14 protein-coding genes and 1 pseudogene are annotated in these 17522 nt (G+C 36.9%); 2 read left to right on the top strand and 13 right to left on the bottom strand.

Annotated elements, in window-relative coordinates:
- Positions 1-23: 23 nt before the first annotated feature.
- The 5 genes from QL995_RS21260 to QL995_RS21240 form a co-directional block, all read right to left on the bottom strand.
- Positions 24-401 (bottom strand): hypothetical protein, encoded by a 378-nt coding sequence (locus tag QL995_RS21260; protein ID WP_290295032.1) that lies wholly within the window; start codon positions 399-401, stop codon positions 24-26.
- A 429-nt stretch (positions 402-830) separates the two neighbouring features.
- Positions 831-2513, bottom strand: coding sequence for a hydantoinase B/oxoprolinase family protein (locus QL995_RS21255; RefSeq protein WP_169060975.1), 1683 nt, complete (start codon positions 2511-2513; stop codon positions 831-833).
- Between the two features lie 39 nt (positions 2514-2552).
- Complete coding sequence (locus QL995_RS21250; RefSeq protein ID WP_165726001.1) at positions 2553-4610, bottom strand: hydantoinase/oxoprolinase family protein; 2058 nt, start codon at positions 4608-4610, stop codon at positions 2553-2555.
- A 163-nt stretch (positions 4611-4773) separates the two neighbouring features.
- Positions 4774-6951, bottom strand: a complete 2178-nt coding sequence (locus tag QL995_RS21245; protein ID WP_222713528.1) for a TonB-dependent receptor — start codon at positions 6949-6951, stop codon at positions 4774-4776.
- A 438-nt stretch (positions 6952-7389) separates the two neighbouring features.
- Positions 7390-9177: an aminopeptidase P family protein gene (locus tag QL995_RS21240; RefSeq protein ID WP_290295031.1), complete on the bottom strand. Its 1788-nt coding sequence runs from the start codon at positions 9175-9177 to the stop codon at positions 7390-7392.
- 565 nt (positions 9178-9742) lie between these two features.
- Between QL995_RS21240 and QL995_RS21235 the strand changes: the two genes are divergently transcribed.
- Both QL995_RS21235 and QL995_RS21230 read left to right on the top strand, forming a co-directional pair.
- Positions 9743-10720, top strand: coding sequence for a DUF1852 domain-containing protein (locus tag QL995_RS21235; RefSeq protein WP_007582790.1), 978 nt, complete (start codon positions 9743-9745; stop codon positions 10718-10720).
- A 78-nt stretch (positions 10721-10798) separates the two neighbouring features.
- Complete coding sequence (locus QL995_RS21230) at positions 10799-11833, top strand: methionine synthase (RefSeq protein WP_149605254.1); 1035 nt, start codon at positions 10799-10801, stop codon at positions 11831-11833.
- A 120-nt stretch (positions 11834-11953) separates the two neighbouring features.
- Here QL995_RS21230 and QL995_RS21225 read toward each other — a convergent pair whose 3' ends face one another.
- From QL995_RS21225 to QL995_RS21190, 8 genes and pseudogenes are all read right to left on the bottom strand, one after another.
- Complete coding sequence (locus tag QL995_RS21225; protein ID WP_010552826.1) at positions 11954-12376, bottom strand: retropepsin-like aspartic protease; 423 nt, start codon at positions 12374-12376, stop codon at positions 11954-11956.
- 101 nt (positions 12377-12477) lie between these two features.
- Positions 12478-12858 (bottom strand): hypothetical protein, encoded by a 381-nt coding sequence (locus QL995_RS21220; protein WP_024599073.1) that lies wholly within the window; start codon positions 12856-12858, stop codon positions 12478-12480.
- Positions 12859-13238: 380 nt separating this feature from the next.
- Positions 13239-13838 (bottom strand): DUF6624 domain-containing protein, encoded by a 600-nt coding sequence (locus QL995_RS21215; RefSeq protein ID WP_290295030.1) that lies wholly within the window; start codon positions 13836-13838, stop codon positions 13239-13241.
- Between the two features lie 146 nt (positions 13839-13984).
- Positions 13985-14596 carry a hypothetical protein gene (locus QL995_RS21210; RefSeq protein ID WP_050576408.1) on the bottom strand — a complete coding sequence of 204 codons (612 nt, stop codon included), beginning with the start codon at positions 14594-14596 and terminating at the stop codon, positions 13985-13987.
- Between the two features lie 136 nt (positions 14597-14732).
- Positions 14733-14996, bottom strand: coding sequence for a hypothetical protein (locus QL995_RS21205; RefSeq protein ID WP_010552829.1), 264 nt, complete (start codon positions 14994-14996; stop codon positions 14733-14735).
- Between the two features lie 84 nt (positions 14997-15080).
- Positions 15081-15425 carry a hypothetical protein gene (locus QL995_RS21200; protein ID WP_290295029.1) on the bottom strand — a complete coding sequence of 115 codons (345 nt, stop codon included), beginning with the start codon at positions 15423-15425 and terminating at the stop codon, positions 15081-15083.
- Positions 15426-15525: 100 nt separating this feature from the next.
- A pseudogene (locus QL995_RS21195) lies at positions 15526-16400 on the bottom strand (AraC family transcriptional regulator).
- A gap of 635 nt (positions 16401-17035) precedes the next feature.
- On the bottom strand, positions 17036-17374 hold the full coding sequence (locus tag QL995_RS21190; RefSeq protein ID WP_290295028.1) for a hypothetical protein: 339 nt from the start codon (positions 17372-17374) through the stop codon (positions 17036-17038).
- Between the last annotated feature and the right edge of the window lie 148 nt (positions 17375-17522).

Genomic DNA, 17522 nt, shown 5'->3' with positions numbered 1-17522 from the left:
ATAAATGGTCTAATCCCATTTAATTACATCTGTGCTTGCCTTGATGAACTGTGCCAGCCTGAGCCCGATATCGACAGCTTGTTACCCTGGAATTTTAAAACATAGGTGTAGTTCGCTAGACGCTCACCTAAAACCTGTCTAAAGTTTACTTTTTTAATAAATATAGAAAAAATAAACGTCGCAAGTGCCAATCCCACAGAATCAGTAGAGGCTAGCCAGCCAATTTGCTGCTCTGTCAAAGATAAATTAATACCTACAACTTCTAGGTAGACAGGTAAAAAGAGCAAAACAAGGTAGCCTATGGGCGCAGTTGCTAATCCACTTAATCCCAAGCGTAAATCTGAATGTTTCTCTGATGAGTTTTTATTATTCATTTTTATCTCTCCGGTGGCATCAGTCATTTCAATTATGCCAATCCGTTTAAGTATGGGTCTATTTAACAATAAATATCTCTACAACTAAGATCTATTGTTTATACCTAGTTGTTGAGATACTATTTTTGACTTAGATATAAGCCATTTATTTGCTAAATTATGTAATGATTTATGTTATTTTTTATGTGTAATATCTTTATTAAGATATGGAGATACATTGAGCTATTTATTGACTCTCAGTAAATAAAACATTGAAATTAAATACATTAATCCAAATTGATAATACCCTATTTAATTGCCAATTATTTAGCAACTTACAACGATTAACAGTAAACACGTTCATAAAATATAGGTAATAGCACCTGCAGGAGGTGCGCCATAAATAGAAACAACACTTATAATGAATGCGTTTATCTATAACCCTTCCTGCATGGCTAATTAAATTTAAAATACGAGCTAGCTTACGCCGTGTTGATAAAGAACTTGGGCTTGTTCGTGTGTAATGTAACCGTTTTTAATATCAGCAAGGACTTTCTCTTTAGGGCGTTTTACAGGATTTCCCCAGCCACCACCATTGCCTGTCACTAACCTAATTAAATCACCTTTATTTAAAGGATATCGGCTTGTTCTGCTAAAGCGTGCTTTTTCATTTCCTTCACTATCAAAAACTTGAACATAGTTACATGAGCCCTCTTTACCTTCGTCAATTCCCCAAGGAGCCGTTATACCTCGACCAAAAAAGCTAGAAATGTCAGTCCCATCAGATAAAATTCGATAATCGAGTACAACACCATTACCCCCTCTAAACTCACCTGCTCCCGCAGTCTCACTATTAAATGTATATTGCTCTACCAATACACCATAACGAGCTTCTGTTATTTCGATGGGTATATTGCTTGTTTCGCCATTACCAACACAAAATTGACCTGACTCACCATCTTTACCAACAGCCGCGCCCCAGCCGCCAACTAACGGTTCAACCAATAAATAAGGTTCGCCAGTGTCTGGCATTTTTCCTGATAAATTCATAGTGCATACAGAGCCAAATTGCCCCGCAGTAACAACACCCGGAAGTACATCAGCCAACGCTTTGCGAATAACATCTGAAGCACACACCATAGCTTCAAAATATGAAGACACGGGTGCAGGACGCTTAGCTGTTAATAAAGTACCTTCAGGACAAATAACTTCTAATCGTCTAAAACAGCCGTCGGTAGCAGGTGCATCGGGCTGAACAATCCCCATAAATACCTCCCTTGCAGCTGAGATTAATACTCCCATAGTACAATTTATTGGCCCTGGGGCTTGATCAGATGAACCCGTAAAGTCGAGGATAAATGACTCATCGGTAATGGTTACTTTTACCTTGACCAAAAATGGACCATTGCCCATTCCGTCTTCATCAATAACATCTTGTGCTTCAAAAGTACCTTTTGGTAACGTTTTAAACTTCTCTAGCACCATTAAATCACCATGTTCTAGTAACTTATCAATGGCGGTTAAAGTAACGTATTTACTATACTTACCCATAACAGATAAAAAGCGTTGCTCCCCAACTTTTAATGACGCTGCACATGCTTGTAAATCACCTAATGTCATTTCAGGCAAGCGTACATTAACTTCTATTAAATCAAGTAAAGCTTGGTTAGGTATCCCTTTTTCAAATACTTTAATACCCGGAAACTGGAGCCCTTCTTGGTATATTTCTGTCGCATCAGCACTGTAACTTCCCGGATCTTTACCACCAATTTCTGTCCAATGTGCTTTATTAGCAGTCCATGCAACTAGCTCATTTTCGAAAAATATTGGACGGATCATACATACATCAGATAAATGAGTGCCGCCGCCTGCATACGGATCATTTAATATAAATACATCATCAGGATAAATATTATCATTATCAAACTTTGCAATAATATTTTTTACACCCGCATCTAAAGTGCCTATAAATCCAGGAATACCATTACCTTGAGAAATAAGACGCCCTTTAGCATCTGTTACACCAATACCGTAATCAAGTGACTCATATATAATTGGACTTTTACTACTGCGCTTTAACGCTAAAAACATTTCTTCGCCAATGGCAACCAAGGCATTTTTTATAATTTCTATTGTAAATATATCAACTTTTTTATTCATAATTTTGTACCAATTTAGTTAATTTATAAAAACGACTAATTAATCTCGTAAATAAATATGCAATCCACCAAAGTCATCTACCTCAACTCGGTTATCTGGTAACACAACCGTTGTTGTGGTGCTCTCTTCTATGATTGCAGGGCCTTTGAACTTCATTCCAGGCATTAATTTTTCACGGTCAAAAATAGAAGTGGTTAACCTCGTTTTATTATCAAAATCAACCCATCGAGTACCAATTAAGGCATCATCAGCACTCGCTGTTTTACTTTTCGGTAACTTCTCAAGTTCTGCTTTATCTAAAATACCAAAAGCAACTAAGTGAATATTTACAACTTCAATTTTTGAATCATTTAATCTAAATGTGTATTCTTGCTCATGTGTTTGATGAAATCTCTCTGATAGCGCTTCAATAAAATCGTGTTCATCAAGCTCAGTATCAGGCACATGAATTTTAACGGTGTGTTCTTGTCCGCTATAACGCGCATCAACATATAACTCATGTTTAACTTTATCTTGCGACATTCCATCATTTTTATAATCTAAATTAGCTTTTGAAATAACGCCATCAAACGCACTAATAACCTCCGCTTTACTTTGCTCACTTAAGCTAAATCGGTGAGTTTGAATGTAGTCTCTGCGTAAATCGATCATCAGCATTCCCCATGCAGAAAACACACCCGCAAATGGAGGAATAATAACTTTACGAGCATTAAGTTCACGACCTAAAGCAGTAGCATGTAAAGCGCCACCGCCACCAAAAGCCATTAAAGAAAAGTCACGTGGGTCATAACCACGATTAACTGAGATTAACTTAAGGGCATTTACCATATTAGAATTGGCAATATCTAAAACGCCATGTGCAACATCCATCGCTTCAACATTAAGCTTATTAGCTAAGGTAAGAAAAGATGCTTCTACAGCACTCAAATCGGGGTGTATTTCACCACCAGCAAAATTCTCGCTGTTAATACGGCCTGTAATTAAGTTAGCGTCTGTTGTTGTTGGCGCAGTACCACCGCGTCCGTAGGCAACAGGGCCCGGTGTAGAACCCGCACTTTGAGGGCCAACATGTAAGCTATTAGCGGCATCAATCCACGCAATGCTTCCGCCACCATTCCCTATTTCAACAATATCTATTACAGGTGTTTTTATTGGATAACCTGCTTTTTTAGCGGTTTTTTCTAAAACGTATTCAGTTGTTATACGTGTTTTACCATTATGGATTAGCGAACATTTAGCTGTTGTTCCACCAATATCTAACGCCATTATATTACCGTCGCCTATTACAGCACCATAAGCTGCAGCACCTAAAATACCGCCCACAGGCCCCGACTCAACCAACGTAATAGGGTTATCTCGTGCCGATTGTAAAGTAGCAATACCACCATTAGATTGCATAATAAAAGGATCGTTTTTTAATCCGTAAGTACGTAACTTACTTTTCAATTTATCTAAATACTGTTGAGCTGGCGGTAATACATAAGCTGATAAAACAGTGGTACTTGTTCTTTCATATTCACGCCACTCAGCTGAAATCTCATGAGATGCAATAACATTAACTTCAGGCCATAGCGATTTCAAAGCCGCTATCGTTTTAATCTCATGCTCTGGATTTAAGTAAGCATGTAAAAAACAAATACCGATTGCTTGTACATCTTGAGATTTAAAATAATCGACCAAAGACTGTAAGTTACTTAAGTCAACTGGTGTAATTACATTGCCTTTATAATCAAGGCGTTCTTTTATTTCTAATCTTAAATGGCGCTCAACAAACGGGTTTGGTTTTTTATAGGTATTATTAAAAATATCAGGTGTATTCCCGCGTGCAATTTCTAGCACATCACGAAAACCTTTTGTCGTTATCAAGCCTGTTTTTACACCTTTACGCTCAGTAATCGCATTAATTACTACAGTAGAACCATGAGCAAAAAAATCAACATCGGATAAGTTTATGTCAGCTTTAATTGCTGAATTAACAACGCCTTGTTCAAAATTTGGTGGCGTAGTATCGCTTTTGACAGCTTTAACATTACCTTTATCAATATAAACAAGGTCAGTGAACGTACCACCAACATCTGTAGCGACTCTAACTGTCATAACTTGCACCTTACTAACGTAGTTACCTTATATGCGGTAACAATTAACTTGATTTGCTTAGCCGCATTTTGTGCTCAACTAAACTTATAAATAAAAATTATTATTGATGACTAAATTCACCATCAACGATGGCTATTAACTTGCATTAATAGCCATATTATTTTTAGAAGTTGTACCTAACTTGTACACCAACTTGTCTTGGTTGATTACGCATTCTTATTAATGGATTGAATAGAAAAACTGTTTCTGGGGATGCTTCATCGGTTAAATTAGAAACAAATATTGAGGTAGACCATTGCTCATTTTCTAAAGTGAAATTGGCATTTAAAAATGTATGTGTATCCGTTTCACCCGTATCTTCATTAAAGATATCAAACGAACGAGGTCCTAATGTATTAAACGAAAGACGTGCTTTAAACTCATAATCAGCAAACGCTTGTTGCGAATAGTCAACAGAGCCATTTAAATTAAAGTCAGAAACATAAGGCATAGTACCGCCCTCTGTTGCGGCTAAATCTCTGCCCGATAAAATATCAACACCTTGATTTTTAGTAATTTCATTATCAATTAAACCAAGTCCAAAATTAACCGTTAAATAATCAGTTAAAGTGGCTGACATCTCTAATTCAAAACCATCTATCGCTACTTCATCAATATTTAAGTTTTCTAAAGTGAAAGTTGTCGGGTTTAAGCGTGTAAATTGTGCATCTTGTTGATCAATATGAAACAAAGACATATTCACCCAAACTTTTCCATCAAGCCAAGTTGTTTTTAAACCTAGCTCAACGGTGTCTGATATTTCTTGATCGTATTTACGTATTACACTTGGGGCGTATTCATTAAAGCCACCCGATCTAAAACCTTTTGAATAAGTGCTGTATAGCAGATGGTCATCACTAATTTGCCAAGCAATAGAGGCTTTAGGTTGTAACTCACTAAATGTCTCGTTTACCTTAGAGGCTGATGGGTCACGTTTATCAAATGCATCTCGCTCTTCTGAGTCATAGCGCAGGGCAACTGTTAGCTCAATGTCTTCTACCACATCGTAATTTGCTTGCCCAAACAAAGCATAGGCAGTACTTTCTTGAACTGTTTTTTCACCGGTGATAACTAAACTAGGATCATTCGCAATATCAGCTTTTACATCTTGATAGGTAACTCTTTGTGTTGGTGTAAAGTCTAATACTTGATCGTAAGATACATTTCTGTCTTTTGATTCATAATATGCACCAATCGACCAACGAAGAGCGTTATCACTTGGCGAAGTAAATCGGGTCTCAAAGCTACTAGAGTCTTCTTCTATTGGGTTAATTTGGGTATTAGGGAAGTAAAAATTGTCGTCGCTTGGAGCCTGATGAGTAAAATCTCCATCAGAAAAAAACATAATGTCTGAATCATTAGCAGACGCAATAAACGTTAAATCGCCATAATCTGTTTCATGATCAAGTTTTACTGAAACTGACCATAATGTTGACTCATCACGCCCTACAGCATTTGCCTCTGGTTGTAATGAAAAGTCCTCTAACTGGTCACTGGTAATAAATCCCATATAGTTACTACCCTGCGTTTTTTCAGCGTAGTTACCATGAAAAGTTAACTTGGTATAATCACTTAAATAAAATTCAAGCATTCCTTGAAAGCCAAATGCATCATCAACATAATCTACTTTTTCATTTAAAAAAGAGTTTTCAATTAGGCCATCGGTATCTTGATAGTTAGCAGACAACCTAAAGTAAGCTTTGTCTTGAACAATTGGGCCACTGAGCGCAACGTTTAGCTTTTTATCGTTTCCTTGCGCAACTGATGCTTGAACGCTTCCTTCAAATTCATCTGTTGCTTGCTTTGTAACAATATTAATCGCCCCACCAATCGCATTTTTTCCATACAAGGCACCTTGTGGCCCTCTAAGCACCTCAATACGTTCGATATCGTGTAAGCCCTGATTAATAAACTCTAGATTAGGCACAGTTATACCATCTACAACATAAGCAATAGGCGCTTCCCCTACCTGTGGGGTAATTAACCCTCTAACAGTTACAAAATTTAGTCCTGATCTAAAATTTGTTGATACATTTAAATTTGGCGTTAATGATGAAAAATCTTTTATGGTAGAGATACGAGCGGCTTTAATGTCGTCACCAGTGAATACTGTGACCGAGTCTGGTATTTGTTGTAATGTCTCGGTACGCCCTCTGGATGTAACAACAATTTTTTCAATTTTGTCTACTTTATTACTGCCTTCGGTATCCAACTCATTTGCGTATAACGGTGTGCTTCCTGAAGTTGCTATAATTACTGCTAGCGCTACTTTTTTAGGACAAAAACGATTACTTATTGTCATATCACTCCCCTTTAGACCTTTTGGTTTACAAAGTTATTATGTTTTTTATAAGTGCTTAATATTTTTAACACTTTTAATAGTACGCATTGGTCGGAAAATCTTTGATTCTAAAAATGCAATAAAACGCAATTTATTTTGTATTCACAATCTAAAACAGAACTTCTAGCAAAAAAGCATTCGAACTCACTTTATTTAGTTAAATAATGGCATATTTTATGAGCTGCTTTTCGCCATACATTAAATTGTCATGCTAAAAGTAATGGGATCTCAGGCGATTTATCTTTTAAGGTTGAATAGATGGTTGTGTTGGTGGGCAGAGGCTATGTTACGAAATGTAGATAAAGCCGTTTCTATGAATGTTTAGGGAGGTTAAGAGTAGCTTAATGCCTATTATCAAATTTAAAATAATAGGCATTTATATATTATGAGCTTATGTAATCACAAGGCTGTCGTCTCTTTTAATAACCAGGCGTTACTACGTGTGTCTATAAGAGGAGATATAAGTCGATATACCATTTCGTGGTATGTATCTAACCACTCTATTTCACATTTTGTAAGTTCTGCTTTATCTATTAACCTTCTGTCAAAAGGAACATGAGTTAACACTTCAAAACACAGCATATTTATATCTGACCCGTTGATATTAAGGCTTTCTTTTACAACATATAAGTTTTCGTGGCGTATACCAAACTCATCCTGACGATAGTAACCTGGCTCAATAGATACAACCATCCCAGGTAAAAGTGCAACGTTAGAATTTGCCTTTGCAATGCGTTGCGGCCCTTCATGTACATTAAGGTAATGCCCTACACCATGTCCTGTGCCATGTTCGTAATCATACCCTTTTTGCCATAAGTGTTGCCGCGCAAAAGCGTCTAATTGCTGTCCTGTTGTTCCAAAAGGAAATCGGATAGTCGCCAACGAAATATGACCTTTTAAGACTAAAGTAGCCATTTTTATTTGCTCTTTAGTCGCCTTACCTATAGCCACTGTACGTGTAACATCTGTAGTTCCATCAAGATAATGCGCGCCCGAATCAACAAGATAGATAGTATTATTTGTCATTAGTTTAGCGGTCGTATCTTTATGATTATAATGACACATAGCCCCATTACTCCCAACAGCTGACACAGTATCAAAGCTAGGTTCTTGGTATAACTCATCTACAGTTCTAAATGTTTCAAGCTTATCGGCAAGTTGGGCTTCGTCGTAAAAAGTCTGTTCGCGTACTTGCAAATCTAACCACGACAAAAAGTTAATAAGTGCTGCACCATCACGAATGTGACATGCTTTCATTCCTGTGATCTCAATCGGATTTTTTTGTGCTTTTAGTAATCCTATAGGATCGCTGCTTTGAATAACGTTTACATCTGGCTTTTGTAGTAATCTCGCCATGTGCGCATTAATGACTTTTGGGTCAATTTGAGTTACACAATTTGAAATAGATAATAAGTATTCATCTAACTGCGTAATACATTTAAAACTTACATTATGCTTAAAAGAAGATTTAAGTTTTTTATCCAGTGTAGTTAAATCTAAAAAACAAATAACCTCTGCATTTTGATCAATAATTGATGTTGAATAAAAAACGGGTAAACAAGAAATATCACTTCCTCGTAAATTGAGTAACCAACACGTTGACTCAAGATTGGTAATGATTAACCTATCTACACCCGCCTTACTTAAAATGCCTGCAACTTCTTTGCACTTAGTAATGCTTGATTTACCACAGTACTTTTCATCTATTAATTTTACGTTGGTGCTTATTTTAGTCGGTCTATTTGTCCAGCATAAATCTATTAAATTATTTTTAAGCGGAAGCGATTTTCTACCTTCTATAGCAACTTTACTTATAAATTTCGAAAACCAGTCAAATGAATGCAAAGAAGGGTCGATTCCAATTTTTGCTGAGGGAGGTAGTAACGAATCAATCCAACTGTTGCTCTCAAATACAGCCATACTTTCAAATGAAAATAGCTCCCCGTCAACTTGCCTAGTCACTTGAACGCTGTATCTACCATCAACAAAAAAAATGACATCATCTTTTAAAACGACAGCAACTCCTGCGGTACCTGTGAAACCACTGATCCATTTTAAACGATTATTACAATCAGAAACTTCTTCTAAAAGATATTCATCTTCATGAGGAACCACAAATGCATCCAAATCCAATTTCGCCATTTCATTTCTAACGGCTTGTATTCGATAGTTATATTGACTCTTCATTTCAATCTCGTATTAAAGTAAATCCTAAACTTTATAACAACTTGAGAATTGATAAGTTTTTATTACCATGCACTTTCCGTAGAAAGTTTTGTTGTTCAATTTTTAAAATAGTTCATTCAACTTACAGAATAAAGCTGATAATAAGCTATAAACTTTAGTAATTAAGCTCAATATCACCGCTAATGTACTGTTATAGCTATAAAAAAGCCCTTTGAATATTCCTCATGTTCAACATGAATAAAGTGCACACCAAAACAAAGGAAGTCTAAACGGCTAAACATCCATCCTTTATTTTTACCGATTTATGTCTTTTTCTCGCCAATTGCTACGTAATCGAATCTAACAATAGTGATTAATGAATATGACTCATGTTTTATGTGAAATTAAACCGTTTTTCTTCATATACCAATCAACGTATAAATTACTCATCCCTTAGCGCTAAACACTATTTAACAACTTAAAGCCGCTGAATACCTAAACCAGCTAAGCCAGCTAAGTAAGTTGCAAGGCTAATAAAGCGCAGAGCATTAATCAGGTTTAAATTATAAAATTGGATATAAACACGATGAAAAAAGATTTTACATTTAATATTAAGAGCGTTTCACTCGATGAAAATTATCATCCATCAACTAATACGCGTATCACAACCAACTTTGCTAATTTAGCCAGAGGTGAATACCGCAAAGCAAACTTGCGTAACGCCTTAAACATGATTAACAACCGTTTTAATGCCCTAGCCCACTGGGATAACACCAAAGGTGAGCGTTATGCTGTTGAGCTTGAAATTGTCTCTGTTGAGATAGGTATTGAAGATGGCGGCGAAAGCTTCCCATCAATCGAAATATTAAAAACAAATATTGTTGACCATAAAACTAATAAGCGCATTGAAGGCATTGTAGGAAACAACTTTTCATCGTATGTGCGCGACTACGACTTTAGCGTACTCCTACAAGAGCACAATAAAGGCAAGCCTCAATTTAGTATTCCTGATGACTTTGGGGTTTTACATGGCAAGCTATTTCAGTCATTCGTAAATTCGGATACATACAAACAAAACTTTAAAAAACCACCGGTTATATGCCTAAGTGTGTCAGATAACAAAACCTACAACCGCACCGAAAACCAACATCCGGTACTTGGCGTAGAATACGAACCAAATGAATCGTCTTTAACTGAGCAATACTTCAAAAAAATGGGCTTGCAGGTACGTTACTTTATGCCGCCAAATAGTGCAGCGCCTTTGGCATTATTTTTCTTTGGTGATTTACTTAATGATTACAGCAATCTTGAGCTTATAAGCACCATTAGTACGATGGAAACGTTTCAAAAAATCTACAGACCAGAGATTTATAATGCCAATGCAACAGCGGGTAAATCATATAAACCAAACTTAAAAAACTTGGATCACTCACTAACGCAAATTGTGTATGACCGAGAAGAGCGCGGCAAGTTAGCAAATGAACAAGGCAAATTTGCACAAGAGCATTTTATCAAGCCGTACCAAACAGTTCTTGAGCAATTCTCTACTCGCTATCTGTCATAACAACTAATAGTAACAAGCAGTAATAACGCGCTTAACGATACGTTTAATAATTAACTAAAATATACGGCATTATTTATTATGAAAAAATTACTACCTACATCTACCGCTGGCAGTTTACCTAAGCCTTTATGGCTTGCAGAGCCAGAAACACTTTGGTCACCTTGGAAATTACAAGGTGATGAATTAACCCAAGGAAAACACGACGCCCTACGCTTGTCATTATTCGACCAGCAACAAGCAGGTATTGATATTGTTAGCGATGGAGAGCAAACAAGGCAGCATTTTGTAACTACATTTATAGAGCACCTAAACGGTGTTGACTTTGAAAAACGTAAAACAGTAAAAATTCGTGACCGATACGACGCAAGCGTACCTACAGTTGTGGGCCCTGTTAGCCGTCAAAAGTCTGTGTTTGTTGAAGACGCTAAATTTTTACGCAAGCAAACCAAGCAACCAATAAAATGGGCATTGCCAGGCCCTATGACAATGATTGACACGCTTTACGACGATCATTATAAAAGCCGCGAAAAACTAGCGTGGGAATTTGCCATCATTCTTAATCAAGAAGCAAAAGAATTAGAAGCCGCAGGCGTTGATATCATCCAATTTGATGAGCCCGCGTTTAACGTATTTTTTGATGAAGTGAACGACTGGGGAATTGCCTGTTTAGAGCGCGCAATTGAAGGGCTTAAATGCGAAACCGCAGTTCATATTTGCTATGGCTACGGCATTAAAGCCAATACAGATTGGAAAAAAACACTAGGAAGCGAATGGCGACAGTACGAAGAAGCATTCCCTAAGCTTCAGCAATCTAATATCGATATTATCTCACTAGAGTGCCATAACTCGCATGTACCAATGGATTTACTAGAACTCATTCGCGGTAAAAAAGTAATGGTAGGCGCAATTGATGTAGCAAATCATACTATCGAAACGCCAGAGGAAGTAGCTAATACGCTACGTAAAGCACTGCAATTTGTAGATGCCGACAAGCTCTACCCGTGTACCAACTGCGGCATGGCTCCACTACCTCACCATATAGCCAGAGGTAAACTAAATGCCTTGAGCGCTGGGGCTGAAATTATAAGAAAAGAATTATTAGAAAAGAACTAGAAAAGTAGCTTTAAAATACAAATTGTAAACAATAACTACTGTCGCACCATGCCATAGTAAAATCCATAAACATGGTGCGTTAGCTAAAACCGACTAAAGAACAAAGTTTAGGTTAGTTATTTAATTTTTTTTATTAAAAAGCTCTAACCTATTTTTTGAAAAATCGATAACTGCTTGGTATTGAATAAAAAAGGGAGAGCCTAACAAGCCATGTACTCCCTTTTCACCACCCGCCACCTGTACATGGTCAAGATTAAGTGACACAAAGGCAGGACTTTCAAACAAGGCACTACCAAACTCAATTGAATCAACTTCTATATCTCCCATAGCGTGATCCGAAGTGCCCAAGCCTGCTGCATTCTCAACATTGAGTGTCTCTTCAATGCCTAATTCACTTAGGCATCCCCGGTCTAAAACAGATGTCCCAGCGCCAGTATCTAAAATAAAACGTAACAATTTACCGTTAATTTTAGCTTCAACAATTTGGTGGCCTGTTTCTGATATTTCAAACTCAATTACAGTTTTGCCTTCAGATAAATTCATATACGTTCCTTGTTATAAAGTTTTTAAAATCTTACTTACTATTTTCAGCTTCCCACAATTAATAGACAAATTTTACTAGTCGCCCACCTCAGCGCGTTTTGTTAGGTAACGTTTATCACCTGAGGCTCAATATTTGTTAAAACATGAATGATTTCATTTGTAGTCATTACTGAATAATGAAACAGCTTATTGTTGTTTAAACTGAAAGTATTCGTTTTAGTTTGAGCATACTCCAATAAGCTTGAATCAGAATACACGCCGATTACGCCCGAATCACGGTTTTGATGATAGTCATGAAAATGGCTACTTTCATCATAAGCTTCAAATAAAACGGTATTTGTAAACACAACCATAAACCTTACGGGATCATCGCCTTTTATATAAGTTTTAAGGTTCAGTGTTAGTAACCCATCAACATACGATAATTTGTCTAAGCTCCAGTCTTGGTAATTATTTGTGACTTCATCGATGGCAGTATTCATTTAATTACCTAACGAGCCTGTAGATTAACTCGTTTCTATTTGTTTTTATTGATAAACAAACCATAGCTGAGTTCCTATTTTGGTTCAATTGATTACTGTATTTTTACGCAGAATATAAAGAAGTGTTTGCTGTTGGTTTTAATTGGCGTTTTGAAAAGGATTACTGGTGTTTATGTGCAAAATTTAGGATGAGTGCCTTTGTTATTTCCTCTAAGAAAAGAACTAGATAAGTAAAGTCGGGTCTAAATCTACATACACCCTACGATGAATCAACTTACCTAACGACATTGAAAAGTAAGGGATCACCGCTGTTAAAATTTGCGGTGGAAAGAGAACTTTAGCGCTTGCTGCCCACCTCAGGACGTTTTGTTATATGTACATTAATTCAAGTCTATTTCAGGGTGTTCTTTAATCCCGTACATTTTTTCCATTATTTTTAAGTAAAAATCTAAAGAGGGCATATTCATTTCTTCACGCCGTTTATCTACATTAGTTTCATCTTCTATAGGGCTAAACACAACTTTACCTTCACTCACATCAGCTTGAGTACCATAGATTTGTTTCTTTCCTTGTGCAATAAGAGCTCTATCAGTTAAAAGAGCAACTTGTTGTCCGCTAACACCTTCGCCATTCAAATATGATTGCTTTAAATAAGGAAGCATTTTTACTTTAAATGCAACATCAGGTGAATGCTGGATGACTAAAAATGCTGCTCCAACTCCTTTAACTCCGACTAAATCCCTTGTTACCCAATGATGCTTTTTAATGATAGCTTTAAGTTTTCCTGTATTACTTTCATCTATTTTCATCATTTGTTCTAGGAGTGCTTTAGGCGGGTTTTGCCACCCAGCTTTTCCTATTTTGTTTCGAATATGTTGATCTTCAATTTCCATTTCAATTAGTTCTTTTTGCAGAGGAAGGTTAATTTCGGCAAAAGAATAAAAAGGTATTATCAACACTAAAAATAATAGGTAACGCATCAACTGAACTCTCCTTGTACATATAACGAGCCTGTAGATTAACTCGTTTTTTATTTATTTTTATTGATAAACAAACCATAGCTGAATTTGCAATTAATAGCTAAACTTTACTAGTCGTCCACCTCAGGGCGTGTTGTTATACGTACTTACAGCGGAGACCACTTTTTATATTTGTGTTTTTGAGCTAATCCAACTGCGTTAGTTATTTCGTCCCGTTTTGAGGCTGAACAAAAATGTAGATACTCCTCAACCTTTTTTCCTGACCAACCTGGAGCGGCTGCTAATACCCAAAAATTAATTCCATCATTTTTGCCTTGAGCTGCCACATGATCAATTATTCTTTCTATATCTATTTCCGCTGGCACCATTTTAAGCATTGCCATTGCGCGAAGTGCTCCATCAGTGACCATAAAGTTACCAGATTCGATCGCTTTAAATATTGATATAACATCCTGTTCATTTTGCATTGATAATCTTTGGATTGCATCGCCGATAGCAAGATAAACCATTGTTGCTTCTAAGGTTTGATGTGCCATTGATTTAAGGAAATCTAGTGCAGGTTTGTAGCCACATTCACCGATAGCCATAACCATTTGATACTGAGTCTCCCAAGTACGTGAATCTTTTAGCTCTTCTTTCAAAGCACTTAATAAGAACGGGCCTGCATCGCCATTTTTAAGTTTACGTAATTTCTTAGCCGCAGATCGTCGTTTAGCTGACTTTTTATCTTTAAGCTGAGAAATCATTTCATCTAGCACAAAACTCTCCTGTACGTATAACTTTCCAATAACGGGCGCAGACATGTGGGGCATGATGGCGAAGCCGCGCGTGTATGCGTCCCAGCGAACGTAGAGAGTGTGTTGATTGGGTTGTTATATTGCATGTTTAAACAACCTAGCTATTAGTTCTTTTGAGTATCAAGCAGCCAGTTATCGTTGATATTGCGCAGCTAATTAAAAATGAAGCAAATGCGGCGAATAAATAAAAAGGATCAAGCGGCCCAAGGTTTAAATATGCTGCAAGGTGAAAAACTGACGCACTGAGTAACCCCGAAACAAAGACCGCTATAACGAATTTTTTAATAAATAAATGAGACACAAGCGAGCAAATCGTCGCAATTGTGGCAAGAACAGCAATACCGAATATTCCATCATTCATTAAATTACCTTTGCAATATAACGCTTAATATAACTGGAAAATACGAGCGTTTTACAGCGAGTAGTTTTCCAGTTGATGTTTTTGTTAACTGCCATGAGTACACTCTAACTTAAAGCCATGTTCTACTGACTTTATAAAACGAGGATAACCATTGTCAGTTTTATAACTTACAGAAACTCCACCATCAAAGAGAACTACCGAAAACACAGGATTTCTATAAATGTTTCCTTGAATTGGAGTATTCCAATCTGTATCCCAACCGTGATTATTACTCTTTAACCATCTCACAATATTTAAATAGTCCATATCGTCAGAGTTTATTACTGCACCACAATATTCAAACTCACTAGGGATAAAGCGCGTTTCAATTTCTAGATTTTTGAAAAAATAAAAATAACATGCAGCAATAATTAAGATAACAACAGCCACAAAGGCACTAAAAGTTTTCAACAGAGTCCCGTTTGGCAGTTAACGCCCCAATAAGCCGCTGAAAGGAGCGCAGCGTATTGAGGTCGGATTAATTGGTTTGTTATGTGCCTAAGTCAATCGGCAAATATATATCGGTTATCATTTCACTTTCTGATACTTCTGGGAAAAAACTAACCCTTTCAAAAAAAACAGGAAAGTCCCGAACTTCAAAATCAGAATCGAGAAGCCATTTGGAGTACAGAAAGTTTACCACCGCGCCAATAGAGTCATCGCTGCCAATATGCCTAACTACTGCACATCTCCAGCAGAGATTATTTTGCTCACGACTCCATAATCATTTGGCTCGACTTGGAAGTCAACAGAACAACAAAGATCAAACCTAAAATTTTCGGGGACTGTTACAGCAGGATCATCGTAAACCAAATTAAAGGTCTTGCTTTTATTTGGCGGAAGGTGGTTGATTTTTCTCCACTCAATGAATTTTTGTATTGTATTTCCTAACAGGTTTGGCGAACCTCGGTGCTCCATAACTGCAATTGATGTTTCAGGGAAATCAATCAGTTCCACTTTAAAATCAGGATTTTCATTCATAATTTTAGTCCTTAGCTTAATCACTGGTTCATATTTTGAACGCCAAGGAGTCCAATCAGGGGTTTTCCTAAATTCGAACGGACTTTTGTCAAAATGTTTTTTAAAAGCCCGAGAAAAAGCTTCATGACTTTCGTAACCATTCGCCAATGCAATATCAACAATCTTATCATCTACCCTATAGGCTAATTGGAAGGCTGCCTTTTTGAGTCGAAGTAATCTCACAAGCGATATTACGGGCATACCAAAGTGTGACGAAAATTGCCTATGAAAATGGTACTTCGATAAATATGCTAGCTGACAAAGCCTTTTAACATCAAGCTCCCCATCAAGGTTAGCATCAATATAATTGACTACATCTATAAACTGATCACGGTATTTGGTCATATAACTATTTCTCTCCTAAGCAACTCAATACTAGGAACTATTTAAATACGGATCTTGACCAAAGTTGCTGAGTTTGAAGGCACATAACGAGCCTGTAGATTAACTCGTTTTTAAATTTGTTTTTTATTGATAAACAAACCATAGCTGAGTTCCTATTTTGGTTCAATTGATTACTGTATTTTTACGCAGAATATAGAAGTGTTTGATATTGTTTTAATTGGCGTTTTGGAAGGGATTTCGGGTGTTTGAGTGGCTTTTATTTAGAGTAAGAGGGCTTACCCTTCTCAATGCATCGTGTTTTGCAGCTTTTCTATATTATGAGCAAGGCAATACAGTTGCCACACAATAAAGTAAAGGCATTCACTTTCGCTTGACCCCGTAAGGTCAGTTTATTCATGCCTTTGTTCACTGTAATATTCCGCTTTTTATTTAAAGGAAAGCCGGTTTAATACAGCCGAGTCGTTTGCCATTCTTTAATAAACAGCTATCGTAGCCCGATTGGGCTGTCTATTTTTACTTTCATTTTGTCTACATAGCTCAGCTTTTTGCGTGATTCATTATTTATAACAATGCACTCTTCATACTGTTTTTATTGGCTTTTTTCCTAATGATTAGGATGGGTGTCATCCTAATCATTAAATCGATCTTTTAGCAGCGCATCTTACTTCAGTAGTTATTCCAACTTGCCCATCTTTCTCTACGACAGCGCGACGAACAACTGATGGATATGACGAGTGCTTTTTCGGAGCGAAAGACCAAAGTGCTTTATTAGTATTATCATTAACAATAACCCAACCTTCTGATTCACTGATTTCGGCATCTGGGTCTGATTTCAGTGCTTCGAGCGCTTCTAAAACAGTGTTATATCCAAATACTTGCCCCTGTTTTCCTTTATAGCCCAACTTTGAGTCGGGTTCAGTTGCAAATGACAAACTCGAAAAACTTAATAGAATTAAAATTAATACTCGATACATACACAATCCTCCTTGAACATCTAACGCCCCAATATGCCGACGAAAAGAGCGCAGCGAGTTGAGGTCGGAATAATTGGTTTGTTAGTTTGCAATTGCCACCTTTACTACCCAAGATGATGCGTTATCTTGCTTTATTAAGCGAATATCA

The organism is Pseudoalteromonas sp. APC 3358, from assembly GCF_030408075.1.
GTDB classification, from domain to species: Bacteria; Pseudomonadota; Gammaproteobacteria; order Enterobacterales; family Alteromonadaceae; genus Pseudoalteromonas; species Pseudoalteromonas arctica.
The sequence above is the reverse complement of the archived record's forward strand: the minus strand, read 5'-3'. Positions and strand labels throughout refer to the sequence as shown.